General features: G+C 54.9%; 21 protein-coding genes. 12 read left to right on the top strand and 9 right to left on the bottom strand.

The window, feature by feature from the left end:
* Positions 1 to 18: 18 nt before the first annotated feature.
* The 3 genes from SH421x_RS03015 to SH421x_RS03005 all read right to left on the bottom strand — a co-directional run bounded on the left by SH421x_RS03015 (position 19) and on the right by SH421x_RS03005 (position 3,277).
* A complete protein-coding gene (locus SH421x_RS03015; RefSeq protein WP_488853909.1) occupies positions 19 to 945 on the bottom strand; it encodes a malate dehydrogenase in 927 nt (308 codons plus the stop codon).
* A gap of 498 nt (positions 946 to 1,443) precedes the next feature.
* Positions 1,444 to 2,703 (bottom strand): NAD(P)/FAD-dependent oxidoreductase, encoded by a 1,260-nt coding sequence (locus SH421x_RS03010; RefSeq protein ID WP_488853908.1) that lies wholly within the window; start codon positions 2,701 to 2,703, stop codon positions 1,444 to 1,446.
* A gap of 67 nt (positions 2,704 to 2,770) precedes the next feature.
* Positions 2,771 to 3,277, bottom strand: coding sequence for a MarR family winged helix-turn-helix transcriptional regulator (locus tag SH421x_RS03005; RefSeq protein WP_488853907.1), 507 nt, complete (start codon positions 3,275 to 3,277; stop codon positions 2,771 to 2,773).
* Positions 3,278 to 3,450: 173 nt separating this feature from the next.
* On the opposite strand from SH421x_RS03005, the gene SH421x_RS03000 reads away from it, so the two are divergent.
* A complete protein-coding gene (locus SH421x_RS03000; RefSeq protein ID WP_488853906.1) occupies positions 3,451 to 4,722 on the top strand; it encodes an exo-alpha-sialidase in 1,272 nt (423 codons plus the stop codon).
* A gap of 44 nt (positions 4,723 to 4,766) precedes the next feature.
* Positions 4,767 to 6,257: an SAM-dependent methyltransferase gene (locus SH421x_RS02995; protein WP_488853905.1), complete on the top strand. Its 1,491-nt coding sequence runs from the start codon at positions 4,767 to 4,769 to the stop codon at positions 6,255 to 6,257.
* 7 nt (positions 6,258 to 6,264) lie between these two features.
* On the opposite strand, the gene SH421x_RS02990 is transcribed toward SH421x_RS02995, so the two are convergent.
* The 4 genes from SH421x_RS02990 to SH421x_RS02975 all read right to left on the bottom strand — a co-directional run bounded on the left by SH421x_RS02990 (position 6,265) and on the right by SH421x_RS02975 (position 11,566).
* Positions 6,265 to 6,522 (bottom strand): hypothetical protein, encoded by a 258-nt coding sequence (locus SH421x_RS02990; protein ID WP_488853903.1) that lies wholly within the window; start codon positions 6,520 to 6,522, stop codon positions 6,265 to 6,267.
* Positions 6,523 to 6,828: 306 nt separating this feature from the next.
* Positions 6,829 to 8,109, bottom strand: coding sequence for a hypothetical protein (locus SH421x_RS02985; RefSeq protein WP_488853901.1), 1,281 nt, complete (start codon positions 8,107 to 8,109; stop codon positions 6,829 to 6,831).
* Positions 8,110 to 8,279: 170 nt separating this feature from the next.
* Positions 8,280 to 10,949 carry a protein kinase domain-containing protein gene (locus SH421x_RS02980; RefSeq protein ID WP_488853899.1) on the bottom strand — a complete coding sequence of 890 codons (2,670 nt, stop codon included), beginning with the start codon at positions 10,947 to 10,949 and terminating at the stop codon, positions 8,280 to 8,282.
* A gap of 20 nt (positions 10,950 to 10,969) precedes the next feature.
* Positions 10,970 to 11,566, bottom strand: a complete 597-nt coding sequence (locus SH421x_RS02975) for an RNA polymerase sigma factor (RefSeq protein WP_488853897.1) — start codon at positions 11,564 to 11,566, stop codon at positions 10,970 to 10,972.
* A gap of 335 nt (positions 11,567 to 11,901) precedes the next feature.
* Here SH421x_RS02975 and SH421x_RS02970 point away from each other — a divergent pair, with 335 nt between their 5' ends.
* The 3 genes from SH421x_RS02970 (at position 11,902) to SH421x_RS02960 (ending at position 14,421) form a co-directional block, all read left to right on the top strand.
* A complete protein-coding gene (locus SH421x_RS02970) occupies positions 11,902 to 12,534 on the top strand; it encodes a hypothetical protein (protein ID WP_488853895.1) in 633 nt (210 codons plus the stop codon).
* Between the two features lie 70 nt (positions 12,535 to 12,604).
* Positions 12,605 to 13,411 (top strand): hypothetical protein, encoded by an 807-nt coding sequence (locus tag SH421x_RS02965; RefSeq protein ID WP_488853893.1) that lies wholly within the window; start codon positions 12,605 to 12,607, stop codon positions 13,409 to 13,411.
* Complete coding sequence (locus SH421x_RS02960) at positions 13,408 to 14,421, top strand: HTTM domain-containing protein (protein WP_488853891.1); 1,014 nt, start codon at positions 13,408 to 13,410, stop codon at positions 14,419 to 14,421. The genes SH421x_RS02965 and SH421x_RS02960 overlap by 4 nt, the downstream gene beginning before the upstream one ends.
* A gap of 166 nt (positions 14,422 to 14,587) precedes the next feature.
* Here the strand turns inward: SH421x_RS02960 and SH421x_RS02955 are convergent, their stop codons facing one another.
* Positions 14,588 to 15,727, bottom strand: a complete 1,140-nt coding sequence (locus SH421x_RS02955) for a GNAT family N-acetyltransferase (RefSeq protein ID WP_488853889.1) — start codon at positions 15,725 to 15,727, stop codon at positions 14,588 to 14,590.
* 454 nt (positions 15,728 to 16,181) lie between these two features.
* Between SH421x_RS02955 and SH421x_RS02950 the strand changes: the two genes are divergently transcribed.
* Genes SH421x_RS02950 through SH421x_RS02920 form a run of 7 tightly spaced genes read left to right on the top strand, consistent with a single transcriptional unit; the run spans position 16,182 to position 22,942 of the window.
* Positions 16,182 to 17,327: a CpaE/TadZ family protein gene (locus SH421x_RS02950; RefSeq protein ID WP_488853887.1), complete on the top strand. Its 1,146-nt coding sequence runs from the start codon at positions 16,182 to 16,184 to the stop codon at positions 17,325 to 17,327.
* A 37-nt stretch (positions 17,328 to 17,364) separates the two neighbouring features.
* On the top strand, positions 17,365 to 18,627 hold the full coding sequence (locus SH421x_RS02945; protein WP_488853885.1) for a TadA family conjugal transfer-associated ATPase: 1,263 nt from the start codon (positions 17,365 to 17,367) through the stop codon (positions 18,625 to 18,627).
* A 24-nt stretch (positions 18,628 to 18,651) separates the two neighbouring features.
* Positions 18,652 to 19,605, top strand: coding sequence for a type II secretion system F family protein (locus SH421x_RS02940; RefSeq protein WP_488853883.1), 954 nt, complete (start codon positions 18,652 to 18,654; stop codon positions 19,603 to 19,605).
* Between the two features lie 13 nt (positions 19,606 to 19,618).
* Complete coding sequence (locus SH421x_RS02935; protein WP_488853881.1) at positions 19,619 to 20,584, top strand: type II secretion system F family protein; 966 nt, start codon at positions 19,619 to 19,621, stop codon at positions 20,582 to 20,584.
* Complete coding sequence (locus SH421x_RS02930) at positions 20,581 to 20,991, top strand: TadE family protein (protein WP_488853879.1); 411 nt, start codon at positions 20,581 to 20,583, stop codon at positions 20,989 to 20,991. The genes SH421x_RS02935 and SH421x_RS02930 overlap by 4 nt, the downstream gene beginning before the upstream one ends.
* A gap of 11 nt (positions 20,992 to 21,002) precedes the next feature.
* A complete protein-coding gene (locus tag SH421x_RS02925) occupies positions 21,003 to 21,446 on the top strand; it encodes a TadE/TadG family type IV pilus assembly protein (RefSeq protein WP_488853877.1) in 444 nt (147 codons plus the stop codon).
* Positions 21,447 to 21,454: 8 nt separating this feature from the next.
* Positions 21,455 to 22,942, top strand: coding sequence for a pilus assembly protein TadG-related protein (locus tag SH421x_RS02920; protein ID WP_488853876.1), 1,488 nt, complete (start codon positions 21,455 to 21,457; stop codon positions 22,940 to 22,942).
* 23 nt (positions 22,943 to 22,965) lie between these two features.
* Here the strand turns inward: SH421x_RS02920 and SH421x_RS02915 are convergent, their stop codons facing one another.
* Entirely contained in the window at positions 22,966 to 23,787 is an 822-nt protein-coding gene (locus tag SH421x_RS02915; RefSeq protein ID WP_488853874.1) for a class I SAM-dependent methyltransferase, read from the bottom strand.
* Positions 23,788 to 23,867: the final 80 nt, after the last annotated feature.

Below are 23,867 nucleotides of genomic sequence, written 5' to 3'. Positions count from 1 at the left end.
GCTCCGTTCAACCAACGATTAGGACACAGCAACCAGAGAAGCATTCAATTGCTGAATTCCGTCGAGAATCCGATTAGCGCCCCGCAAAAACGTCACCTGCTCGGCTTCGTTCAGCTCGGGCCGCAGCACGCGTTCGATCCCTCGCCGACCGATCACCGCAGGCAACGAGAGACAAACGTCGCTCACGCCGTAGTAATCATGGATCCGCAGGCTCACCGGAGCCGTGCGGCGGCGATTGCTGCGGATTGATTCGAGAATCATCATCGCGGCGCCCGCGATCCCATAATTAGTGAACCCGCGGGTACGATAGATCCTGCCGGCTGATTCAGCCGCCTGACGAGCAAGCGACGCAAGATCGTCGCTCGGCTTCATCAATTCGCCGCCGAGCGAGGCGCTGCTGAATGACGCGACTTGATCGTCTCCATGTTCGCCGATCACATAGGCGCGGACGTCACTCGCATGCACGCTCAACCGCTCCGACAGCAAGTGCCGCAGCCGAGCCGTATCCAGCAACGTACCCACGCCAAAAACCCGTTCTTGCGGAAAACCGGACAACTGCAGCGCAAACCAGGTCATCACGTCGACCGGGTTGGTCACCATCACGCAAATTGCCTGCGGACTGGCGGCCGCCAAAATCGGAATGCGCTCACGCAGCCGCTCTAGATTGCCTCGCGCGGCGCTGTAACGATCCACATCGCCCCCTTGGTTCTGCGCAGCGTCGCAATACAAAATGACGTCCGAGCCAGCGGTATCGATGTCACCACCAGCACGCACATCGACCGAATGCTCCTCGAGCCCGGCGGCATGGTTCAGGTCATCCGCTTCCGAGCGAGCCATCTCGGTGCGCCGCGAAACGAGCACCAATTCGTCAGCCAATCCCTTCAGCACAATCGCATGCGCAACGGCCGAACCGACTCTTCCCAGCCCAATCAGTGAAACCTTCATACTCTGCATCCTCGGCGTAATAGAGTGCTCGATCGTCGCATTCTAACGCGAGAGCAGGCGACTACGTTATGGTCAAAACCTTGCGTATGATGTCTTTTGCGTTGATTTTTGCAGCAATCATGGCAGCGCGAAACATGCTTTTATTCTTTGTTTTTTCGCCACAGTCAGCCCACGGCAGATTTTTCTTTTGAATGACGAATGAGGTGGACGGTGGACCGGACCGGAAAGCGGAGAAGCAAATGACGAATGTCGAAACCAGAATGTCGAGTGAATGACCAAGCACGAATAGCGCTCATCGTCGCCAGCAAACCCAGGGCTCCGTCGCTGCGCGCCGAGCACTCTGGGCTAGGGATAGAACAGCCCGTTGGGCTTTTGAGAATTTGCGATCACTGCGTCGCAAGGTGATCACTGCGTTGACTGCCTTCCAATCATGAATTGATTCTCGGGTTCGCTGGCCGCACTCCTCTCCCCCTTGCTCGCGCTTTGAAAAGCGAGAGGCTAGTCCTGCTCTCGGGTCGCCATTAGTCGGGCTTCTTCGTCTTCGGCTTTGACCATGTCCATCGACGCGATTACTTCGTCGAGGTCGTCTTTGAAGAGATCGCCGATTAGTAGGTCGGTGACGCGGCCGGTGTACTCGGGGAAGCGGCGGATGAAGCGGCCAAAGTTGAAGCCTTCGTAGTATTCACTTACCAATCGCCGCATCCGGTTCATGCCGACGATATAGTCAGGCACCCAGTGGCCGAGTTGTTCTTTGGACGTGTCTCCTTTGGCCAGGCCATCGCAGATCGCGTCGGCCGCTTGTTCGCCTGACTTGAGCGCCAGCAGCACGCCGGACGAATAGAGGGGATCAAGGAAGCCGAACGCGTCGCCGACCAATACCCAACCATCGCCAGAGCCTTGGCTGGCGCGATAGGTGTAGTCTTTGGTGGCGAAGATTTTTTCGACCTGTTCGCCCATCTCGACGCGCTGCTTGACGGCCGGGCAGCGTTCTAGTTCTTCGGCATAGGTTTGCTCGTGACTAGTACGGCCTTTGAACAGATAGTCAAAATCGCCGACCACGCCGACGCTGACAATATCGTCATGCAGCGGGATATACCAGAACCAGCCGTTCTTGCCTTGGACGCTCAATACGACGGTGGCGCCTTCGTCCTTGCCAACGTCGCGGTAGGCGCCTTTGAAGTAGGTCCAGATGGCGCCTTTGTTGAGCTCGGGATCGGGGACGCGTAGCTTGAATTTGTTGATCAGCATCGAGCTTTGTCCGCTGGCGTCAACGACCACATCGGCGTAGACCTCGCGAGTTGCGCCGGACGAATCTGCCACTTTCACGCCGATAGCGCGATCACCATCAAACAAGACTTCCAGCACGCGTGTGCCCTGATGGACGGTGACGCCGTGCTCGGCGGCGTTTTCGATCATCATCAGGTCGAACTCGCTGCGGCGAACTTGCCAGGTCTGCGAGCATTCGTGCGGCTTGTTGTCGTGGAAATAGAACGGCGCCGAGAGCTTGCCTGACTGACCGACAAATTGCACGCTATATTTTTTTATGAAGTGGCTCCCCTTCATCTTGTCGAGCATGTTGAGCCGCTTGAGCACCCAGTACGTTTCCGGAATCATCGACTCGCCGATGTGATACCGGGGGAAGACCTCGCGCTCGAACAGCTCGACCTTGTACCCTTTTTGGGCAATCAACGTTGAAACGGTCGATCCGGCCGGACCGCCGCCGATAACGACGACATTCGGTTTCTCGCTGGCAATCATAGAGCTCTTCTTCTCAACAACAGAGATGTCGATTGGCGGGAACAGGCTTACAGGTTATAGGCGGATACTATTGATCGACCAGCGACAGATTCTCCGAATCTTCGTGCGGCTGCCGCGCCGCTTTCAATAGCAGCGCTAGCTGCTGTAGCGACTTTGCATCCAAATGCCCCAACTGCTGATCGTGGCATTTTCGCACGGCGGAATCCAGTTGGTTCACTAGCTGAAGTCCTTCTGACGTCAGGCGGACTTCGACCACGCGGCGATTCTCGGGCGGACGATGTCGAACCAACAAGCCCCGCTGCTCTAGTTTGTCGAGCAAGCGAGTCATGTCTGGCGCCCGGGAGATCAAACGCCCCCCCAGGACCAACGTAGGCATACCCTCGGGATAAACCGATCGCAGCAGCCGTAAGGTGTTGTACTGCTGAGCCGAGATCCCCGACTGGCTGAACATCTCATCTTCCAGCGCTTTGAGTCGATCGTAGGTCCGCCAGAGGTTCAAGAAAACTTCCTGCTCCAGCGAGTCGAACTTGCGACTTCGCCGGGCCGAACCGGATTTGGAACTAGGAGCGTTCATTTCCTTTCAGAATAGCCGTCTAAACAACACACGTCAAGACAACTGTTTGGCCAATCCCCGTTTCGATCAGGCACGAATTCGCCCAAAAAATGAGTTGTGATTGCGCCCCGAGTGGGGTAGCGTACAGGTGCCAGCCCCTCCCCTTTTCCTCCCTTGCTGATCACGAGCCAGCTATGATTCGACGCCGTGCTTTCTTGCAGTCTTCCCTTTGCGGCGGCGTATCGCTGTTTAGCGCCGCACTCCCCTCTTCTAGCCTTTGGGGGAGTGAAATTGTCCGGCCTCAATTTGACCTGACGCTCGACGTTCCCACCAAGCTGTACGATGGCGAAAAATGCTGGTGTCATCCCCGGGCCGGGATTGTCCCCGGCGCGGGCAAAGAGGGAAAACCGCGGGTTGTCATGACGATGAACACGCTCAACGTCTCCGGCAGTGACGTCTTTAAAGCGATGTTCTGCCTGTCGACCGATGACCTGGGAGCTACTTGGACGCCGCCGCGAGAACAGGAAAATCTGGCCATCCGCATGGAGACGATCAACGGCGTCGAGCGGCCGGTTGCGGTGAGCGACTTCTGGCCCACTTGGCACGCCGCGTCACAAACGTTGCTGGGAACAGGGCACTCGGTCGTCTACACGCCAGACTGGAAGGTGAAACATCCTCGCCCGCGACATACGACTTACTCGACTTACAATCCGCAACAAGCTGCGTGGACGGCTTGGCAAGAACTTCAGATGCCGGCAGGCAAAAAGTTTGAGAATAGCGGCGCCGGCTGCACACAAAGAGTCGATCTGGCCGACGGTTCGATTTTGCTGCCGATCTACTTTAGCCCGCTCGGCAAGAGCGCCCAGGTAACGATCGCCCGCTGCACGTTTGACGGCCAGCGATTAAAGTACGTCGAGCATGGGACTGAAATTGCGGTCGAAGGTAAGACGCGCGGCTTGCATGAGCCATCGCTGGCCCAGTTCGGCGATCGCTTCTTCTTAACCATTCGCAACGACGAGCGCGGTTTTGTCACACAGAGCGATGACGGTCTGAACTTTGAGCCGATCCGCGACTGGAAGTTTGACGACGGCAGTGAGCTAGGAAATTACAATACGCAGCAGCACTGGGTGACGCACAGCGATGGACTGTTTCTGGTTTATACCCGCCGCGGCGCCAACAACGACCATGTGATCCGCCATCGGGCTCCGCTGTTCATGGCGCAGGTCGATCCCGCTCGGCTTTGCGTGATCCGTGAAACTGAACGCATATTGGTGCCGGAGCGTGGGGCTCGGCTCGGCAACTTTGGAGTCACCACGGTAAACGAACACGAAACGTGGGTGACCGTCTCTGAATGGATGCAGGACGGCAGCAAAACGCACGTCATGCCGATCAACAACAAGTACGGCAGCGATGGCAGCGTATTTGTCGCGCGGATCCATTGGGATCGCCCGAACAAATTGGTGTAGACCGAGCCAGCCAAAATCGTCATGAGTCGATACAATCAGCAGGCATGGAATCGAGAAAGACCAAGAAGGGGCAAAATGAATTCGGCGACTTTCAAACTCCAGCGGCGCTGGCCGAGCAGGTTTGTCAATTTCTCGCCAACCAAGGCATCCGCCCGGCTACTATCATCGAGCCAACCTGCGGTCAAGGCGCCTTTGTCCATGCGGCGCTGACGCACTTTCCCACGGCCCAAGTGATCGGCGTTGAGATCAATCGCCAATATGTCGAGCAGTTGCTCGCTTCCTTAAGCAGAAAGCCTGGCGCCCAGCGGATCTCGATCGAACTCGGCGATTTCTTCGCCGTTGATTGGCAAGCGAAACTGCTCGACTTTCCGCAGCCGATCTTGATTTTGGGCAATCCACCGTGGGTCACTAATTCGCAGCAAAGCCTGTTTCAAAGCGCCAACCTGCCGGAGAAAAGCAATTTCCAAAAGCAGTCAGGCATCGATGCAATCACCGGCAAAAGCAACTTTGATATTTCAGAATGGATGCTCCGCCGCTTATTGACTTTGCTGACGGGTAGCGACGCCCAGGTTGCGATGCTCTGCAAAACGATGGTTGCCAGGAAGGTGCTGCAAGCGGCTTGGCAGGAATCAATCGCCATCAAGCGGGCCGAGATTCGTAAGATCGATGCGGCCCAGAATTTTGGTGTTGCGGTCGATGCTTGTCTGTTTGTCTGCGTCCTGGGGCGCGATCAAGGGACGACCACCTGCCAGACATTCGCCGGATTCGACGACAGCGCGTGGGAGAGCGAACTAGGACTCTGCGAAGGGACCTTGATTGCCGACCTAGGCTTGTTCGAGCAGTGGAAACATTTGGCTGGTGATTCCCCTTATCAATGGCGATCTGGTGTGAAGCATGATTGCGCCAAAGTGATGGAGCTTCGTCCCGATGGCGAGCTGTTCTGCAACGGACTGGGTGAGGCGGTCCCGCTAGAAACCGACTATCTGTTTCCGATGCTGAAGAGCTCGGAAGTTGCCTGCGGAAATGTCGCCGCACCTAGTCGTAGCATGCTGGTTCCGCAACGTAAGACAGGCGATCCGACCGAGGGTATTGAAACTGCCGCGCCGCTCACTTGGGCCTACTTGCATCGGCACGGTGAGGCGCTCGATCGTCGGCAAAGTTCGATCTATCGACGTCGCCCTCGCTTCTCGGTCTTTGGTGTCGGCGATTACACGTTTGCTCCCTGGAAAGTCGCGATTTCGGGCTTTTACAAACGGCTGCAATTTTCGGTGATTGGCAATGTTGATGGCAAACCGATCGTGCTGGATGACACCGTCTATTTTCTGGCCTGCCAAAGCGAGCGTGAAGCGCAGCTAATCGCCCTCATGCTGCATTCCGAGGCGGCGCAGCAGTTCTTCGCCTCGTTGATTTTTTGGGAGGCCAAGCGTCCGATCACGGTCGATGTATTGAAGCGGTTGGATCTTTTGGCGCTGGCGCGAGAATTGGGCGCCGAAGACGAATTGACCCACTTGAGAGCGATCGACGGCGCCTCGTAGCACAAGACTAAGCTCTTCGCACTCCAATTGCATACTTGGCGAAGTCAATCAGCCCAGCGAACTTGTAACCGGGATCTACGTAATGCTCGATCACGTAGAAGGCAAAGTAATAAGCGCGGCAGAAAGCCCAGATCGCTATCGCAAGTAATCCAGCGACTCGCCAATCGGGTGCGTACATGAGCAAGAACCCCGATGCGAACAACCCCAGCACGACAAACAAAATCCCTTTCGCCCAGATGGCGTTTCGGCTTTCGAGATCTCCCATCGCCAAGCTCCTAACCAAGCGGTGCAAAGGACACATCTGGCAGTCTAGCGACTAGCGGCGGCTCTCGCCAAGATTACGATCTAGAAATCCACGAGTGGAGAAACGCAACGAGTTTCTTGCGTCGTTGGTCCCTTCAAAAAACTATTTGTCCTGCAACAGTTGCAATTCGACGCAGTCACGGCCGCCGATGTTCCCAAGCAAACCGCGCGCAAGCTCCCATGGATTCCCCAGCCATCCAGGATGGCGTTTGGGCAACTTGAGCAGCTTCGATCGCTGCATATTGGATTCGCCGAACCGCGAAATGAATTAGAAGCCGCGGTTGATTTGCAGGAGATACTCGGCGTCAAACACGCGCTCGGCGCGCCCTGGAAAAACGGCGCCGGTCCGAAATTGCCAGCCGTTGCCCAATCCGACCTGAAGACCGGTGGTGAAATTGAGAACTTCGTATGCCGCCCCCTGCGATGTATTGACGGAAGCGGCCGCCAGCGTTCCTGCCGCCGCAAATTGGTCATCCTCTGCAAGCGGCGTGGTGTAATGCGCTTCGGCGATTAGAGCCAAGCCTTTGCCGCAACAGCAAGGAGGAACCAACCAATAGCCGCCCCCGATATCGAAGCCTAGCAGCGGCGGTTGATTTACACGGCCTATCTGGTCGTCTGCTAGCGATTGATTGAGCGTAACTCGCAGCGGATCCCCCTGGGATGCGACATCTATCTGTGTGAAGAAATGGCCAAACCAACAACCATTGCGACGGGTCGCTGCAAGGTACGGAACCAAGTGAACCGCCCGAGTATCAAGTGAAGCAAAAATCGGCCCATAGCTGATATCACCAGCAGATCCGGTTGGCAGTTCCAGCCCCAATCCCGCCGACAGCGCGAATGAGTCGTCCGCATACAGCAAGCGTTTGAGGATCAGGTTGAGATTACCGATATTGCTGCCTTGAACACCATAGGTGATAGAGTCAGCCGGAAATCCACTGACCCCATCCGTATTAAAAGCACCCCCAAACGGCATCCGCAACTCCAACGAGGTTCGCCCGCTGTCGAGCAATTTCTCGAATGCGATAACCGTCCGATGCAACGATTGTGAGCTGGCCTGTGGGGTCAGACCAAACCGATTGTCGGTCTGGACGTCGACTGCGTTATGAAAATAGTTGTAGGCGACCCAAACGCGGTCAGATGGCGACGCTTGGTTGTTCTCGGCGATGCGCAGCCCCGAGATTGCGGCGGCGATTGGAATCTCGGATTGCAAATTGGGCCCCGACCCGGTCGCAGGAGTCAACAACAATACCGGACCACCACGGCGAAAATCGCCGAACATCTCGGGAACCTCTAACAGCCGTGAGCGACTGCTAGAGCGATAGTAGGCCTGCAGGTCGTCCGAAGAGGAAGGGCCGGGGGTCGACGTAAAGAGCGATGCGAACGGACTGATATAGTTGGACTGGGCAATGAGGACGCTGGGCATCCCAGTTGGCCCATCCGCAAAGATTGGTGTTGCCGCAGGCCCCAGTTGCTGCGCCAAAGCTGGAGCGGTCAAGATCCCGATCAGCCCACTCGCTAGCACAAGCAACCTGCTAATCTGCTTGTTCATGGGCGACATCCTTTTCCACGGCCGCGACATACGGCAACGACAACTTCCAGGTTCCGATTCAGCGCAGCAGACCGCTTTCGGTCCCCGAGAGCGGCGCCTTTCTTCTATCGTCGAGACGCGGCGCCCCGCTTGCGGATACTTGCCTGATTTTTTTTCCCAGTCGGCGTAGCTTAGTCGATTGGTTTCGCCAGCTGCTCCAACAGAGCCCAATCATGGCGCCACTGAAGAGATCGGATCGAATCGTTCGCTGGCGCCTGCTGGGCTTGTTTCCAGGCCGCAATCGCCGCTTGTAACTGCCGCTGTCCTAGCGACTTATTACCCATCCCCAAGGTGATCAAGCCCCGCTGCCGCATGCTTACCAAGCGAACGCGCACCGCGTCTGGCTCGGTATCTTCGTCCGCGAGATGATCAATCAGATCTGATTGAACTTCGCCCCAACTCTTTTCGGCATCTGGATAATTTCCACTCTCTAATTGTTGCTCGATGGCCTGCTGGCAAACTTCAATCAGGCGAATTCGATAGGATCGATTGTTTGGAGCACGTTTGGTGAAATAGGGAAGCAAGGCCGCCGCTCTTTCTAACGAAGTCGAAGGTCTGCTCTCGAACAGCGACAGCGTCAGCAAGCACTCGAAATGTCGCAGCCAAAGTCTTGCATCGGTGTTTTCGAGAGCAAGCGTCTCAAATCGACGAGACGCGTCCCGCAGCAGGACGAGCGCTTCATTTGAATTCCCCGTCGACAATTCAAGTCGTGCGAGGTTGAATTGCCCCTGGGCGAAATCGCGCAGCAACTTTGAATCATTCGCCGCATTACGCAGCAACTGATGCCGTTGACGCTGTGCAGCTTGTTGCTCTTTTCGTGATTCATCCGGCTTCCCTTGCGCGGCCAGAATCAACGCATGGTTCATCCGCACGTTGGCCAACTTACGGCTCGACTCGACATCGTCCGACTGTCGATAGATTGCTTCACGTAGGGTGATTGCTGTAGCAAACGCGGCGAGCGCTTCGTCCTCTTTTCCCAATTGGTGCAGCGCCTGTCCGAGCCCGTTCCAGCTATCTCCCAAACTGATGTGGACGCCTAATGTTGCTGTCTGAGCTGCAGGCAACTGCTCTGCATCGGCAATCACCTGACGAAACAGCTCGGCCGCTTCGGTCGGCCCTTTGATCTCCAGCACCAACGTTCCCAGTTGCTTACGAGCCTCTAATTGATCGGCCGGCAGTGCTTTGTTTTCTTCGGCCAGATCGACCATCCTCTGGTAGTGCTGCAAACCTCGCTCCAGCAGTTGGGCACGGACCGCTTCCTGACCTGGCTGATTCAATAGGGGTTCGTCATGGATGAATGTAAATAATTCATTGAGCGCGGACTGTCCTTGGCGACTGTTTTGCATCACGCGTTCGAGTTGCCTCTGGGTTGCGTACCAGCCAATCCCCGCGATGACCGCAACCAACAAAAGCGTAGCGGTCAAACCGGCCGAAAGCGCCGCAACCAGCGGATTGCGCCGACGCCAACGATCGAGTCGCCCCCAGACGTTGAGCGGCCGAGAAACGATTGGCTCGCCGCGAAGATAGCGTTCTAAATCAGCCGCCAAGTCAGCAGCCGTCGCAAACCGCAGATGACGATCCTTTTGCAAACAACGCAAGCAAATTGTCTCTAGGTCACGATCGACCGCTGGATTGAGAAGTCGTGGAGAAACGGGATCGTCTTCTAACACTTGGCGTAATGTTTCGGCCGGGGTCGCGGCCTGAAACGGCGGCTTGCCGGTCAACAAGTGATAAAGGGTCGCTCCCAGCGCATAGACATCGGCGCGAACATCGATCGCATGGGAGCTTTGAATCTGCTCTGGCGCCATGTACGGCGGCGTGCCGAGCACTTCGCCGGTTTGCGTCAATTGCTGCTGAGCGGAGGCGATCCGGGCCAGTCCAAAATCGGCGACCAGCACGCGATGGTTGTGCAGATCGAGCATCAAGTTATGCGGTTTCAAGTCGCGGTGAAGTAAACCGGCGGCATGGGCGGCCTCGACGCCGCGCGACGCTTGCGCCAGGTACTGGGCGGCCAGACGATTCGACAGCGGGTTTTTGCGGATCTCAGCTGCCAAATCGCCGGCGACAATCGGCATGGTGTAGAACAAACAATCGTCCGCTTGCCCGACGTCATAGACCGGCATGACATTGTCATGCGACAACTTGGCGGCGGCGCGAACCTCGGACTGGAAACGCTGGCGAATCTCTTCACGGATTTCGTGCGGTGCGCCGGCGATGTTGGCAATCTTGATTGCTACCATGCGGTCGGCATTGGCTTGATGGGCGCGATAGACCTTTCCCATGCCGCCGCGTCCCAGCAGATCGACAAGCTCATACTTGCCAAACGGTCGAGGAAATTTCTCCGCCGCTTGCCAAGCTGGCTCGGTCGAATAGCGGCGAGTGTCTGCATCTCGTTCGCCAATCCCAAGCCCAAACGAGGAAAGTGGCAATTGCAGTTGCGGGAATCTTTGCTGATATTCGACCGGCTGGGGAGGAAAGGGAGACTGCTTTCGCGCACAGATCTCTTGATCGACCAGGCGCTGTAAGATCGTCGGCTCTTGAAGCTGCGGAAATCGACTGAGATACTTTTCGACCAACGGCTGATCATCTAGCGACAACGTTTCGAGCTTTGAATCCATCATCGCAGGATGGGAGCATAGTTGCCGCCAGCGAAACTCTAGATCAATACAGATCAGTTCTTCGAGGGTCGCCAAATAGGAGGGCGCATCCGGCGTCGGCAGATAATCGCTGATATCGCCGCCGTGGCCGCGCAGCCAATCTGATTCAAAATTGCGGCGAATCTCTTCGTCAACGGCGTTCATCACAGACCTATCCAAAGCAACTAGGTTTGAGTTAAATCGGCTTGCAAAATTGATTGCAACGACTCTCGAATCTTGGCTTGCATCCGGCGCACTGTGCGTTGACTGCAATCGATCGCCGCGGCAATTTCGTCTTGCGTCTGACCATCCAGAGTTCGTTGCAATATCTCTTGCTGCTCTTCGCTCAGATGCTTCAAGATCGAGTCTAAAAAATCGGCGAAGTCGATCTGAGCCAGTTCATCTTCCAGTGCCGAACCTTTGCCCCCAGCGGGGTCCTCGACCAGAGATTGCTCGCGATTCATCCCCCGACAAGCGCGACCATGAAAGCGGGCCTGCATCCGTGCTTTGTTTAACGTAATTGTCAGTAACAGTCGCCATAGATCGCTCCGATCCTGGATCGAGAACTCTCCCTGCCGCACGCGGCGGAAAAAGGTGCGACACGCCGACTGGACCACATCTTCTGGATCGACTCGGCGCTTCAGCTGTTGCGACAACTGCCGATCCGCAACCCGATGCAGCGGAGCAGCGTAGGTGCGCCAAAACTCTTCTTCAATGGCTGGGTCGCCTGCGGCCAATGCGGCGAACCAATCTTGATCGGGCCATACGACTTGCTCGTCCATGCGCCTCGTCTCCTGGAAATAAAGGAATGGGGAGAAACGCTGGGTCCGCCCCCGAATCAATGCCTGCCAGACGCAATTTCGTTCAGAGATTGCTTAATCTCTGGCAAACCGGACAAGAGCTCTCATTCTTCCATAGGAAATCCTCTCTAGCTATCTATTTCGGCCACTCGCCGGGCTCTCAAAGAGGCGGAAACCCTTGAAATCCGCCCCCCAGCGCAGAACCGCGAAAAATGTTTCTGGTTTTCTGTCCGGTTAAAGCCGCCCAGGTCAATCCTCTCTGTGAAGCGACACTTGCTGTGAAACGTCGCTCTGGACATTCCAACCGGAGAAAAACAATGTTTTTGAATTTGCAGAAATGGTTCGGCGCCGTCACTTTGCTGGGCGTCTCGTTTGTCACGACATCGCTGGTCCAAGCCGACCACGCACCTCACCCAACCAAGCCCCCCAAAGATCAACGGGACTTTATCTTTCGAGACTTGACTAAACCCCCAATTCCACCAAAGTCTTCAACGCGACAACCACTAGGTCTGAGCGGGTCTCGAGCCCCGATGGCCAAGGATGCCCCCGGCCCCAAAGACCCACCGAAGGATTGGCGCGACTACATCAACAAGGACTACAAGCCGAAACCGCGTCCGAAACCGTCCATGTCTCCGACCAAGTTTGGCCTGAGCGTGCCGCACAATCCGGCCGCCAAAGACGCTCCCAAGCCAACCGATCCTCCGGGTAAATGGCGGAAGTACATCTTTGAAGACATCAAAGCCCCTGCCCCCCGACCGAAACCCCAGATTCCGCCGGCGAATCAAGACAACGTCTTCGGTCGTTCAAAGAAGATTGGCTTTCCCCCGCCGACCGCGCTGCCTTCGCACAAGCCAGGCGGTCCCAGCTTCCCCAGTCCCAAAGACATCAAACGTCCTCCTTACACGCATCCCCCGCGTGATATCCGAGGTCCCCGCGGTCCCCTGAATTAGTCCTTCCTTTTGCGGCGCCCCGTCCTTCATCGAGACGGGGCGTCCCATTTTTTTCCTGGAGTCAACTTCGATGAATACGAACAACCAACTCTGGCGAAGAGGATGCAGCATCGCCCTCGGCTCGTTTATCGTTTGGCAATTGTTTTATCTGGCGGCGGCAAACAGCCTGGAAACGCTTGAAGTGGTAACGCTTCGCTTTCCCGAAACATCTTCCGCGATCACCAAGGCGCTCGACGAAAGTCGCGCCGGCAAGCGTTCGCAAGCACTCGGCGGACTCTCTTCGCTGGTCTTTGCGGTCGACAAATATGGACAACTAACCGAACAACCGCAGCGCTGGTCGCTGTTCGCTCCAAATATCAACGATCAAACGGCATTTCTAGCGTGCGAGTTTCGCTGGAACGACAGTGAGCGTTCAACTTGGCTCCTGTCTGACAACGAACCGAACGATACCACAAACTACCTGCGGTATGCCGGCAATCGAACACGCAGCGTCGAACAAAATCTAACGCTGACGTTTACCTTGGACGCCGGCGAAACCGAAGCGGAAGCTCGTGTTCGATGGGCCGAACAGATTCATGACAAACTTGCGAGAGATTTCGATATTCTGATGGCCTGGGCGTCACTTCGAATCGAAGAATTTCAAGCCGATTTTCCCGCCGCGCCATCGCCGGATGAAGTGATCATTCACGTTCGCGGCTATCAAATTGCGGCGCCGGGATCGGATTCGTCTAGTCAATCTCTCGCTCCCTACTCTATGGCGATCGCTCGTTGGCGACCAGCCGCCGAGTATCCTCGCGAATTCCTACCGATCGAAGCTTACGATCCCGTTACAGAACAATTTGTCTATCAATCCTGGGCGTCGGAGTCCGAACAATGAACCTTGCACCCGCTCAATCCTCTCACGTCGTCGGGGTTATTCCTTGGCTCCCTACTCCCTTATCACGAATGCGTTGGTGGACGCAACCGATCCCTGCCCAGTTGTATGCGATGCTGCGGATCGGGGTCGCCGCCGTACTGTTGCTCGATCAAATGGTTACGATGCTGCCGCAACTTGCTGTCCTTTATGGACGCGGCAGTACCGGTGACACTCGACTATATAGTTGGTTCTTTGAACGTCCCCAACTGCATTGGTCGCTGCTGCAAGGGATCAACGATCCCCAGGCAGTCGCCATCATCTTCTATTTCTGGGTGGCGGCGACGATCGGTCTGTTGATCGGCTGGAATACGCGAGTGTGCGCGATCGTCGTTTGGGCGCTCTCGATTTCGTTTACGAACCTGAACATGTACGCGATCAATGCTGGCGACCATATTCACGGGATGTTGCTCCTGTACGTCATGCTGACTCCGTGCGGGGCTGTCTGGTCCGTCGACGCGTGGCTTCGACCAACAGTCAACAAAACGCAACGGCTTGTGCTGGCGTCTCCTTGGGCGCTTCGACTGCTATTGATTCAACTGGCGTGCATGTACTGCGCCAGCGGACTTTGCAAACTCTCGGGGCAAAGCTGGCCTGCCGGTGAAAGCCTGTACTATGTGATGCGAGATTTAAGTCTCACCCGCTTTTCGGCTGACGTTCTGCCGACTCCTTATTGGATGACTCAGTTGGCGACCTGGTCCGTGCTGGTCTGGGAAGCAACTTTCCCGCTGCTACTGCTGTTTCGCCAAACTCGGCTCGTGGCGCTGCTGTTCGGCGTTTCGATGCACTTAGGTATCTTCATCACGATGGAGCTAGGGTGCTTTCCGCTCTACCTTTTGGCCGCTTACGTACCGCTACTTGCCTATGAATATCAAGCATGGCGAGCTAAAAGTGCTTTGCCCATCCAGGTCACTCACCAGACGCAAACCGAAACTGACCTCCTAGTCATTGGAGCGGCGGAACCAAGTGCTTGACCTTCGCCAGAGCACATAGGAACCAGGAGTTTGTGATTCGCAAAAAGGGCTCCACCGGCGTCTACTAGAAGAGAAACTTCGGACGTCACGCAACCTTCAATCGATTGCCCCCTAGCCAGTATCGTCGACCGGTTAATCGGATCGCCTCATTTTTTTCAAATTGCGGCTAGGTGATCAACCGCTTTTGGCAACGCTTCTGATAACCCGGCAAGACCCGGTCGATGGACGTTTTGAGGCGTAATGCCTGGGACCGCAATGACCTGTGAGAATAGTGGGTAAAGTTGATAGCGCGCTGCGAACCCGATGCGAACCGCATTTTATAATCTTGAGAACCGGGTCCCAGATTGATCAAACGATCGCCGCGGCAAAAGCTATCTTTCACGATTTCATGCAGCAAGACCGTCCCCAGGCTGTTCGCTTTGCAACCGGCGTCATACCCACTGCGCAGGGCATAAACTTCTGCTTTGCTAAGATAACTGTAGAGATAGGCGACCGGCTGTTGAGCGAGGTAAAGCACGTTCATGTCGATCATTCCACGGCGGCAAGCGACAGCATGCAGTTCTCGCAAAACATTTCGGACTTCGGGATTGCAAAACGATGCTCCTAGACTTGATTTCGCTTGCCAGCTCTGTTGCGAAACGCGGAGACAGTCTTCATATAAATCGATGCGTGGGTTAATCTCTCCGCTTTCTGGCTGTGTTCGATAACGCACTACTTCGAAGGCGCCATACTCAGCGATTTGGTTTTGCTCACGGCGCATATTTCGCCGCCAATTCTTTGATTTCTGGCCAACATATTGATCCCATGTGCCGGCCAAATCAATGAACGGCGCCTCCATCCGAGGATGGCGAAAAAAGATTTGCGACTGCTGCTGTGTCAAGACAGCATCCAGTTCCGCAAACTCAGCAGCTTGTTCGCGTAAGTAGCGAAGATCGATGATATCCCAGTCTCCACCGCTACGCAGAACATGCTCGATCGCTAAGCGAAAGCAGTCGACCGGTTCGCTGCCAATCGGCCCAAAAAACGGGCCCCAGTCTTCAAGTGGATACGATAGGACCCGCATTCGGCCAACCCGAAAGTTTTGCAAGCGAACGCAAAACGGCACAATCCCGATCGGGATATCATCTTCAAGAATGATAAGGAGCCGCAGCTTCTGCGGTCGGGAAAAATGCTTCCACGTTACCGCGAGCCATTCCCAAGTTTGAAAGAACGACGCCTGCGGCGTGCACTCGTGCAATTGATCCCAAATGGATGCCCATTGCGGCAACTGCTCGATATCGTTGATTTCGAGAATTCGTCGTTTCATGTGCTGCCCCCAGCATTAATGTTTTCCAAACATAGCACCACCATTGAGGAAGCAGCGTCATCCTTGCGAAGTATTTAAATTTATTTCAATTTATCAAATAAAACAAGAAAGAGACCAAAATATCTCTGTAGCCATCCAGCAGTTGGTAACTCGGTAACTCATTGCTTCAAACATCAATATGCACTTGCTCCGTGCCATTTTGGTTGAATCGACTATACCTCTACTTCTGCTTATAGGTGCCTGAATACAACGATTATGCAAAGATCAAATCAATAGGAGTTTATTCTTTTCGAGTCTGGTGCGTCACGACTTGACTTTCGGATTTCCACATCCAGATTTTAGTGACCCACCAGGTGGGACAATCGAGTCAGGCTATTGATGGGGGCAGTGCGACGCTACATGCGTTCGCATCCAATCAACGATCACGCTTCGGCGTGAGAAAGATGGACTATCAATGAACGCAATTCTGCTTGGGCCATGGAATATGGCCCAATCACTGGAAGACATTCTTGCTCAGCGAGGAGTGCGAGTTGTTAAGACAGTCAGTCCGCAACTCAACGAGGCTCGAGAAGAGCTGCTATCTTTACAGGAGAACATGGATCTTCTGTGCGTTATTGCGGAATCGGACGCCTGCGTCACGCGATCAACCTTGCAGGGGCTTCGTCTTTTCACCGATAAGCCGATTGTCTTGTTTGGCGATGCGACGAAACCAACGGATATTATGCGATTTATCCGCGCCGGTGCGACCGACTACATCAATATCATCAGCGACTTCTTGTCGGAACTGGATGAGATCCTCAGCCATGTGAAGGAGCAGACTAAACGCGCCGTTAAGACCGGCGAGGTAATCGCTTTTTGCGGAACCAGTGGTGGAGTTGGTGCGACCACGTTGGCGGTAAATTGCGGTATTTGTTTGGCGCAAGGGGGAGCCAGTGTAGCTCTTGTTGATCTCAATCTTTGCGGCGGAGATGCTTCACTACATCTGGGACTTCAACCAGAGAGCAGCATCATAGAATGCGCCGTGAGCGCCGATGACATTCACGCTGCCACCCTCAGTAAGTTGATGTCACGGCATGAGTCAGGATTGAATCTGTTGGCCGCACCGCAATTTCTAGATAGCCAGGCGGTGATGCAACCAGAGTCCATTCATCGCACAATCAGCGTACTTTCGTCCATGCACGATTATGTGATTGTCGACATGGAGGACGTCTTTCACCGCGAACAAATCGCGGCGCTTACGCTATCCAACCAGTTGTACATCACCTTTCGACTTGAATTTCCTTCGCTGGTGCGCACCCGCAGGTTACTTGATTATCTTACCGCCAACTCGATTCATAACACACATTTATGCGCAAACCGTGTGACGCCAGGCTGCGGAATCAACAAAGAACGAGCCGAGTCCGTGCTGCGGCATTCCATTGAGCAGTTGATCCAGGAAGAGACGCGAAACGCTTCCGACGCAGTGAATGTAGGAGTTCCGGTCGTCATAGAATATCCTCGTTCCAAGCTCACCAAATCATGCGTACAAATGAGTCGCGATATGAAACGTCGTCTGGAACTCAAAGCCGAGGGAAATCATGTTTCAGAATCGATCAGCTAATTTCCTGACGACTTCGGCAGCCTCTAAAAAAACGGGCTTGCCGTACGATGTAGTCAAAGACCGCATCCACAAATCTTTGGTCGACCGTATCGACGTGCGGGCGATGGACCAGATGAGCGATCAATCGCTGCGCACCGAATTGAAAGCGGCGATCGAAGACATCTTTCTCAGCAATCTCGACCTCAGCTCATTTACTGAAAAAGAGCAACTGACAGCGGAACTGATTGACGAGATGATCGGTTTTGGCCCTTTGGAAATTTTGTTCCGGGACTCCGCAATCTCTGACATCTTAATCAACGGCCCCAACGACATTTATGTCGAGCGACGGGGGGCCATTGAACGGAGTACCGTTCGCTTTACCAGCCGCGAACAACTCCTCCGGGTCATCCAGCGGATTGCCGGCAAAGCGGGGCGTAGAATCGATGAATCCAGTCCCATGGTAGATGCTCGCCTGCCGGATGGAAGTCGTTTCAATGCCGTCATCGCTCCGTTAGCGATCGATGGCGCGTTGGTGTCGATACGTCGTTCAACCACTCAAGCAATGACTCCGCTCCAATTTGTTGAAGCCGGATCCTTATCTTCTCCGATGCTTGAATTCCTCCAAGCGGCGATTCGGGGGCGGCTGAATATCATCGTCTCAGGCGGTACCGGCAGCGGCAAGACAACGCTTCTGAACATGCTCTCAGGATTCGTAGCTCTGCAAGAGCGGATCGTTACGATTGAAGACGCCGCCGAATTGAAGTTACGCCAACCACATGTCGCACGTCTAGAGACGCGTCCTGCGAATATCGAAGGTAGCGGCTGCGTTACGACTCGTGATCTGGTGAAAAACGCGCTGCGGATGCGGCCGGATCGAATCATCGTTGGTGAGTGCCGTGGAGCCGAAGCGTTTGACATGCTGCAAGCGATGAATACAGGGCACGATGGAAGCATGACAACGATTCATGCCAATGGAGCGACTGACGCACTACAACGGCTTGAAATGCTTGTAGGAACCTCTCAACAAGACCTTTCGATGTGGTGCATTCAACGTCAAATCGCCTCATCGGTAGACCTCATCGTTCATGTATCCCGCTCGCATGACGGCGTTCGTCGCATTACCGAGATCAGTCAATTGGCTCGTGGAACTCAAAACGAACTAATCGCTGAATCGATTTTTTCGTACACGGAGTCCATGAATGAAAACACCGGCGAGGTGGAAGGACGCTTCAACGCACATAACGTCATTCCGCGCGCCATCGACCAGATTAGATCCAGCGGCTGCGTGCTGTCGCCATCCCTTTTTCAGCGTCAATGCTAAACCGCCGCTCATGGAGCTATCCCGATGTCACTTTCTTCTGTAATGCTGTTTACGTTCATCGGCGTGACGCTTTCTATCGTTAGCGTTGGCTGGATAATTTACGATCTGTTTTTTAGCGTTCGGCATCGCGCGGACGATCGACTGCAAGGCGCGTTTTTCGACGAGATGCGACCGCGAGCCGATTCATCGCCGCTATTGCGAGAACTAGACGATGGCAACGATCGTTTTGCTTTCCATTCGGGATCTTGGGCGACTCGGTTTAAAAATTGGCTGGACCAGTCGGGGGCGAAGATGAACCCACGCGAGTTCTTGCTAGCTTCCCTAAGCTTGGCTGGGATCGGTTTCGGAGGAATATATTACCTGACCAGTTCCGTTTATCTGGCGCCGATTGGTCTCCTCGCTGCGACTCTGCCTGCCGCTTTTATTTGTCATCGCAAACTACAGCGAACGGATCTGTTGATGCAGCAACTGCCCGAAGCGTTTTCGGCGATGTCTCGCGCATTGCGTGCAGGCCAGGCCCTACCCACAGCGATTCAGATGGTCGCCAACGATTTTCCGAAACCGTTGGCGGAAGAATTTACGCACTACTATGAGCAACAACATCTGGGCATCGATAACGAGGTTGCGTTGCGTGAGATGGTTCGACGCGTGGATGTTATGGAATTACGAATTTTCGCGGTTGCGTTGATCGTGCAGCAACGCGCTGGTGGCAATCTTGCTGACCTGTTGAGGAAGCTTGCCGAGCTGATCCGCAAACGGGTCAAAATGAGACGCCGCGTCAAAGCGTTGACCGGTGAAGGTCGCATGCAAGCGATCGTCTTGATCGCAATGCCGATCGTGGTGCTCGCCGCGTTATCACTGATCGCTCCCGAGTATTGCAGCGTACTCTGGGACCATTACGAGATCCTGATCGGCTGCGCAATCTCACAATGTATCGGCGCCTACTTGATCTCGCGAATCGTGAACATCGACTATTAAAAAGGGGGGGGAGATGCACGCACTTTCTAATATCTGGATCATCCAGATCGCAATTTTCGCCTTTGTGTTTTGCGGCGTGATGTACGTGCTTTCCCGTTCGCGCACTGCGGTAGTGAAATCGGATGCACGATTGGAAGCTTTTTTCCGAGAAGTCGGAAGCCAACCGCCGGCCGAGACGGGGAACAACACCTTTTCGAGCGGTCTGAACTTTGTCGCGACACGGCTGCTGCCCAACGAGGAAGAGTCGCGCGGCTATTTTACACGTCGCTTGATTTTAAGCGGATTTCATAATCCGACTGCAATCTCAATGTTCATGCTCTCGCGTCTCTTGTTGATGGTGATTCCAGCGTTTCTTGCATTGCCGATCGCGCTGTGGGGAATTTTCCCGTTTCATACCACCATCCTTGTGGGCGTCTGTCTCGGCTTTTTAGGAATCATGCTGCCCGAGCTATGGTTGCGATCCTGCACTCAACAACGACAAAAACGCCTGCGTCAATCGTTGCCAGACTTTGTGGACCTGGTAGTGACCTGTGTGGAAGGAGGCATGGGGGCCCCTGAAGCGATCGGCCACGTCCATCAAGAACTTGCCACGACGCACTTGGAGCTTTCCTACGAACTCTCGCATGTATTACGCGATGCGACGCTTGGCATCTCGCTGGACAAGTCTTTCCGACGAATGGCAGATCGAACCGGAGTTGAAGAAGTGCAAACGCTCTCCACCTTTCTAGAGCATTCGCAACGCTTCGGATCGGTCATGGGCGAAGCGCTTCGCGAATTTTCTGACATGCTCCGTTTTCAACGAGAGCAACGTGCCGAAGAACGTGCGCAGCAGGCCTCCGTGAAAATACTGGTTCCAACCTTATTGTTTATCTTTCCTACGATCTTCGTCGTGCTGGCGGGTCCCGCTGCGATTCAGATTAGCAGCAAATTTGGGGGCGACGGCATGATTGTAGAAGCAAACGAGAGCAACACAAAATGACTCGCCCCCAACGGACAGCCGCTGTGGCGGTTGAATTGGCGATATGCCTACCGCTTTTAATAACAATCACGATCTTTACGGTCGACGCGGCGAACGTGCAGTATGCCAAAGTCACTTTGGATAGCGCAGTACGCAATGGCGTTCAACGCGGAGCGACAAAACAGTTCACCCCTTTTTCGTATCCGAGTTGGTGTGAAGTTGCAGAACAAAGCATTTGGGAAGAAATGGAGCTGCTGCCCGATTTCGATCCCGAGAACCTAGATGTCAATGTCGAAGCAGTGAACCTCAACGATCGCGTGACTGTTATTGCGACCGCGACCTACAAGAAGTCGACGCTGTTTAATTGGAGCGGCAGCGGAACGGAACTGACGCTCTCGCGTCGATACGAAATGCGCCAAGTACGTTAGGAGCTCATTCAATGCGAATTCCATTCCAGCGACGACATGGAGCGACAATGATCGAGGGCGTCTATTGCCTGGCGATTGTCTTCTTTCTAGTCGTGGGGATGTTGGAATTTGGCATCGCTTCGCTGCGCCGAAATTTGCTACGCGATGGCGCCGCACGGGTCGCCCGCGCAGCAATCCTACGCGGTCAAAAAAGCGAGTTGTCGGTCTGGGGATCGAATCATGTGGAATTGACGGCGGCGGCGGATGATCCGATCGCCGCTGCGATCCTCCCCTCCCTCGCGACGATGGCGCCTGAAGATGTGCGGATCATCGTTGACTGGCCAGATGGCGACAACCTGACCGAACATAGGATCAAAGTTGCCGTCGAATATGACCATCAATTCCTGTTGGGCAATGTCTGGTTGATTGATCAATTGAACTTACGCGCGGACACTCAAATGCGCATCGAACGATAGGAAACGCTATGTTCACACGACAACGTAAATCCCAGGGCGTTCATCGCCGATGCGGAAAAATCCTAGTGCTGGTTGTGCTGCTGTTGCCGGCCCTGTTCGCCACAATGTTGCTGGTTTTCGACGGCAGTCGGCTAGCAGCCGAGTCTCGTTCGCTGCAACACATGGCTGACGCCGCCGCCTTGGTCGCCGTGGACGAGCTATTTCGAGCCGAGTCAAATAGTACCGCAATCACCGCTGCAGAGGCGAGCTTCCTCGCGAATGACAACATGAGCGACGGCGCCATTCAAGTGAACATTCCACCCACCTCCGGCCATTTCGCAGGCTCCAATCGGCATGCTGAAATCGTTATCAATCGTCCACTCGACAATTACTTTGGCGGGTTCTTTCAACTAGCCGACAAGACGGCGTTATCGGTGCGTGCCGTTGCCGGCATCGAGCCCGCAACCCATGGGGCAGCGATCGTGGTGTTGGATGAAGATCCAGCTCCTTTAAAGATCTTGCAAGCACTGCCGATTATCCCCTCTTTGCCGACCTTAATCGGCGGCTTCGAGATACTTGGTCTGGGGCGTGTTACCGTCGATGGTGCTGTCCTGGTCAATAATGCTTGGGGAGGAGAAGACGAGATGGGAATGCCAGCCGGACTTTCCCAGGGGCCTCCCTATGCGATTGCCTGCACTCCGATTCTGCCGCTTGCGAAGCTGCAAGCCTCCGATATACGTGTCGCCGGTGGAGTTGACCGCCGCCAAAACTATAGTGGGACTAATGGCGACTTTTCAGCCATATTACGAGCAGGCCGCCGCCCCGTCCCCGATCCATTGCGTGACATTCCGCCGCCGACTGTCTCGGCAGATCCGATCAATGTGGTCGACGCCAATTATGGTGGCAAGACGATCATTGGATTGCCCTTCATTGGTCCTCCCATCGTGCTTAGGCCGGGAGTCTACGAGTGGATCACAATTGCGACCGGCAACATTATTTTTGAACCGGGAGTTTATGTCATCCGAGGAAAAAATCCCTTAACACAACTCTCCCTTACAATTCTGGCGGCCAACGTTCAGGCCAAGGGGGTGATGTTCTATATCACGGACAACAGCAGCTATTCCGTCAAGGCTCCCGGCATCGATGCGACCGATGGAGAAACCAAGCCAGGCAATGTGGGAGCGTTCGAACTGTTGCCGAGCACCGTTATTAATATCGGCGTCCTGGGAAGCTTGTATACGCCGCTCAATAGTCCCGGAAGCCCCTATGACGGCATGATGATCTATCAGCGCCGTCATGATCGGCGACCAATCGTCTTGGTGCAGGAAAACCTGCTCGGACCGGGCACAATCGGCGGCACACTCTACAGCAAGTGGGGACATCTGTTGCTGGCCGGCAAAGGAACGTTCGACACGCGAATTGTGGCCGGCACTCTGCGGATCATCGCGTTGCTAGATGTCGATATCTCTCCTTCCTGGAAGCTTGATCCCGCCTACGATGTCTATCTTGTTGAATAGTTGCCGGGGCGGCATGGCGGCCGCTATCCAAATCGATATCGCAACAGTCGCCCAAATCGTCGTAGCGGCGGCGTCATGTGCATGACTTTCGCCAGCGTTCGCAGCGGCCATGAGATTCGAGTGAGCTGCACAGGATCAAGGCGAGTTTGCTCGGTGACAAACTTTAGACGCGGCACTTGCATTTCTAGCCGACGAGGATCGCCCAAGCCCCAACGCAACTTGGCGCCGGTCGCTCGAATGGACGGCAGCAGATTGAGAATCTGTACGCCCAACTGACTGTAGGCGTCGAACGCAATTTCTCCTTGATCCATGTGAGTCGTGATTTGCTGGAACAATCGCGGCGGTGCTCCGCTGGGCAAATAGGGCAAGACTCCTTCGGCGACAATTAACGCTGGACGATCGCGCGGAATGGCCTTAAACCACTCACCATCCAGAATCGACGCACCAATCAAGTTGCAACCAGCACGATCCCCATAGATCCGGCGCCGCAGCGCGATCACCTCTGGAAAATCAATCTCGAACCACGCAACTTCGCTGGCGGGATTAACCCGCATGATCCGGCTATCCAAGCCGCATCCCAGATGCAGAACAGTCGCTCTGGGATGGAGATTCAAAAACTCGCGTGTCCAATCATCGAGCACCTTCGAACGCATCGCCAGACTAATCATTCCGTCGCGGGTCACGCGCAGCTTCAAAAAATCATAATCGAGGCGTTCGACCGCGGCGGCGGCAAAATGATCCTGCAATAACGAGTCTGCCAGCCGACTCTCTTGGGCTTTGCCATAGAGAGTGATCAGCAGCGTTTCCCGCTCTTTCGTCAGATCGATCGGTTCCTTTGCGGGCACGCTGGCTCTTTCGTCTGTTCACCGCTGGGTGTGGCTGGCCTGATTCCATTCTCGGGAAAGCGGTCGCCCCTCCAAGAGGG

The sequence above is a fragment of the Blastopirellula sp. SH421 genome (assembly GCF_057808535.1).
Note: the sequence above shows the minus strand (reverse complement) of the source record. Positions and strands in the feature narration are given on the sequence as shown.

Bases quoted from the DNA above. Each gene is read 5' to 3' on its own strand.
- SH421x_RS03015 (WP_488853909.1), bottom strand. From the start codon at position 945: ATGAAGGTTTCACTGATTGGGCTGGGAAGAGTCGGTTCGGCCGTTGCG.
- SH421x_RS03010 (WP_488853908.1), bottom strand. From the start codon at position 2,703: ATGATTGCCAGCGAGAAACCGAATGTCGTCGTTATCGGCGGCGGTCCG.
- SH421x_RS03005 (WP_488853907.1), bottom strand. From the start codon at position 3,277: ATGAACGCTCCTAGTTCCAAATCCGGTTCGGCCCGGCGAAGTCGCAAG.
- SH421x_RS03000 (WP_488853906.1), top strand. From the start codon at position 3,451: ATGATTCGACGCCGTGCTTTCTTGCAGTCTTCCCTTTGCGGCGGCGTA.
- SH421x_RS02995 (WP_488853905.1), top strand. From the start codon at position 4,767: ATGGAATCGAGAAAGACCAAGAAGGGGCAAAATGAATTCGGCGACTTT.
- SH421x_RS02990 (WP_488853903.1), bottom strand. From the start codon at position 6,522: ATGGGAGATCTCGAAAGCCGAAACGCCATCTGGGCGAAAGGGATTTTG.
- SH421x_RS02985 (WP_488853901.1), bottom strand. From the start codon at position 8,109: ATGAACAAGCAGATTAGCAGGTTGCTTGTGCTAGCGAGTGGGCTGATC.
- SH421x_RS02980 (WP_488853899.1), bottom strand. From the start codon at position 10,949: ATGAACGCCGTTGACGAAGAGATTCGCCGCAATTTTGAATCAGATTGG.
- SH421x_RS02975 (WP_488853897.1), bottom strand. From the start codon at position 11,566: ATGGACGAGCAAGTCGTATGGCCCGATCAAGATTGGTTCGCCGCATTG.
- SH421x_RS02970 (WP_488853895.1), top strand. From the start codon at position 11,902: ATGTTTTTGAATTTGCAGAAATGGTTCGGCGCCGTCACTTTGCTGGGC.
- SH421x_RS02965 (WP_488853893.1), top strand. From the start codon at position 12,605: ATGAATACGAACAACCAACTCTGGCGAAGAGGATGCAGCATCGCCCTC.
- SH421x_RS02960 (WP_488853891.1), top strand. From the start codon at position 13,408: ATGAACCTTGCACCCGCTCAATCCTCTCACGTCGTCGGGGTTATTCCT.
- SH421x_RS02955 (WP_488853889.1), bottom strand. From the start codon at position 15,727: ATGAAACGACGAATTCTCGAAATCAACGATATCGAGCAGTTGCCGCAA.
- SH421x_RS02950 (WP_488853887.1), top strand. From the start codon at position 16,182: ATGAACGCAATTCTGCTTGGGCCATGGAATATGGCCCAATCACTGGAA.
- SH421x_RS02940 (WP_488853883.1), top strand. From the start codon at position 18,652: ATGTCACTTTCTTCTGTAATGCTGTTTACGTTCATCGGCGTGACGCTT.
- SH421x_RS02935 (WP_488853881.1), top strand. From the start codon at position 19,619: ATGCACGCACTTTCTAATATCTGGATCATCCAGATCGCAATTTTCGCC.
- SH421x_RS02930 (WP_488853879.1), top strand. From the start codon at position 20,581: ATGACTCGCCCCCAACGGACAGCCGCTGTGGCGGTTGAATTGGCGATA.
- SH421x_RS02925 (WP_488853877.1), top strand. From the start codon at position 21,003: ATGCGAATTCCATTCCAGCGACGACATGGAGCGACAATGATCGAGGGC.
- SH421x_RS02920 (WP_488853876.1), top strand. From the start codon at position 21,455: ATGTTCACACGACAACGTAAATCCCAGGGCGTTCATCGCCGATGCGGA.